Annotated in this window: 2 protein-coding genes; both read right to left on the reverse strand. The window is 65.4% G+C overall.

The genetic code is table 11. The annotated features are described in order from the left end of the window. Positions 1-10 precede the first annotated feature (10 nt). Positions 11-1,195 (reverse strand): fatty acid desaturase family protein, encoded by a 1,185-nt coding sequence (locus tag AC5RWX_RS32420; RefSeq protein WP_494100277.1) that lies wholly within the window; start codon positions 1,193-1,195, stop codon positions 11-13. 13 nt (positions 1,196-1,208) lie between these two features. Beyond that, positions 1,209-2,306: a ferredoxin reductase gene (locus AC5RWX_RS32425; RefSeq protein ID WP_494100278.1), complete on the reverse strand. Its 1,098-nt coding sequence runs from the start codon at positions 2,304-2,306 to the stop codon at positions 1,209-1,211. Positions 2,307-2,449: the final 143 nt, after the last annotated feature.

Here is a 2,449-nt window from a genome sequence, read left to right on the forward strand (position 1 = left end):
GGTGCTTGGATCAGGCGCTGGCAGCCTTGCCCGGAAGCGCCAGCTTGAAGACCTTGGCCCAGGAGGAGCCGACCTGCTTGAGCAGCGGACCGGTGGTGTATTTCAGGCCGTAGCGCTGGCAGATCTCGCGGACCCGCGGTGCAACTTCGGAGTACCGGTTGGACGGCAGGTCCGGGAAAAGGTGGTGCTCGATCTGGTGCGACAGGTTTCCGGTCATCAGGTGCATGAACCTGGAACCGGAGATGTTGGCGGACCCGATCATCTGGCGGACGTACCAGTCACCGCGGGTTTCGCCCTCCACCATTTCCTCGGTGAAGGTGTCAGTGCCTTCGGGGAAGTGGCCGCAGAAGATGACGGCGTGCGCCCACACGTTACGCACCGCGTTGGCAGCCAGTGTGCCGTAGAGGGCCTGCTTGCCGGAGCCCGTGAGCATCGCGACGGCGGGGGTTGCGGCGTAGTCCTTGGTGAACTGCGTGACAACCTTCTTGCCCAGTGCCTTGAGGTCCTTGAGCAGCGCTTCCTTGGACTTCGTGCCTTCTTTGTACTCGGTCAGCTCGAGGTCGTAGATGGCGATGCCCCACTCGAAGACGGGAGCCAGGATGGCATTGAACAGCGGGTTGGCCAGGTTGATTGGCTTCCACGGCTGGTTCTCGTCCATACGCAGGAGGTTGTATCCGACGTCGTTGTCCTTGCCCACCACGTTGGTCCAGCGGTGGTGCAGGTCGTTGTGGGTGTGCTGCCACGAGCGCGACGGGGTGACGAAGTCCCACTCCCAGGTGGTGGAGTGGATGTCCGGGTCCCGCATCCAGTCCCACTGGCCGTGCAGGATGTTGTGGCCCAGCTCCATGTTTTCGAGGATCTTGGCCAGGCTCAGCAAGGTGGTGCCCGTAACCCAGGCGGCCTTGTTCTTGCTGACCAGCAGGGCGGCGCGGCCGGAGATCTCCAGGCCGCGCTGGATCTTGATCATCCGGCGGATGTACGCGGCGTCTTCCGCGCCGCGCTTGGCCAGCACCTCATCACGGATCGCGTCGAGTTCGCGTCCGAGCTCGGCCACCTGCTCATCGGTCAGGTGGGCGGCAGCGGGAGGCCGGACCGTGGGGCTGCCGGATTCTGCCAGCTTTCCGGGTCGCGTCCTCGACCCTTCGGTGGAGCTGCCGCCGGTGGATGTGGCCTTGCTGGGTGAAATTACAGTCATACTGTTGTGCTCCTCAGATTTCGAGGTTGACGGGTCCGGCGGCTGCCGAGACACACGTTTGGATCAGTTGGCCGGGTTCGCCATGGACTTCCCCGGTTCGAAGGTCGCGGACCTGCCCTGACAGGAGCGGGGTGAGGCAGCTGTGGCAGATGCCCATGCGGCAACCGCTGGGCATCAGCACCCCGGCGTCCTCGCCCACGTCCAGGATGGGTGTGTCGCCGTCGGCTTCCACCTCGCGGTCGGAAGCTTCGAAGGTGACCAGGCCGCCGTCGTGCCCGACGCCGGCTTCGAAGGTGGTGTTGAAGCGCTCGATCATGAGGTTGCCGGCACCACCCGCCACCGCAACGTCCGAGCCGGGGCCGGCCGTGGTCAGCGCTGCGCGCTTCCACAGGGCCTCGGCGTCGTCCAGGAAGCTGTCCGGTCCGCAGGCATAGGCGGCGCGTTCCTTCCAGTCCGGGCAGATTTCGTCCAGCTGCTTGGTGTTGGTGAGGTCCATTCGGCCTTGCTCGCCGGTAAACCAGTGTGCGAGGCGGAAATTGGGAAACTGGTCGGCGAGCTCGGCAAGTTCCTCGCGGAAGAGGCTGTCGCCGGGGGTGCGCGCTGAGTGGACCAGGACGACGTCGGCATCCGGACGCCGTGGAACCAGCGTGCGGATCATGGACATCACCGGAGTGATGCCACTGCCGGCGGTCACCATCAGAAGGGGCCGGGGGTGCTCCGGGAGCACGAAGTCACCCTGCGGAGGTGCCAGGAACAGGACGTCGCCCGGGCGCGTGGTGCGCACAAGGGTGCCGGAGACCGCACCGACGTCAGTGACAGTGATGGCGGGGTCCTTGCCGGCCGGGGCGCTCAGGGAGTAGGACCGCCAGTGGCGGACGCCATCGAGTTCGACGCCGATGCGCGCCCATTGGCCGGCCAGGTGGGAGTGCCAACCGCGGCCGGGCCGGAAGAAAATCGTGGCGGACTGTGCAGTCTCCTGGACTACCCGGGTGACCACACCACGAAGCTGCCGCGCCGAGTAGACCGGGTTGAACAACGCGAGGATGTCCTCCGGGGCCAAGGGAGTGGTGAGGACTGAGGCCGCCTGGGCCAGCTGACGTAGCCGGATCATGGGTTAAAGCCTAAAAGGGCGCGGGCCATATTTCTCTCTCTCCGTCATATGACCGTTCCGCAGTCACGCTGTAGTAAGGGCGCTAAGCCCCCCAAAGCCGCACTCTAAGAGTAACGGCTGCGGCCTGCGGAAGGTTCCCCGTA

This window comes from Arthrobacter sp. SPT-J7 (assembly GCF_059089965.1).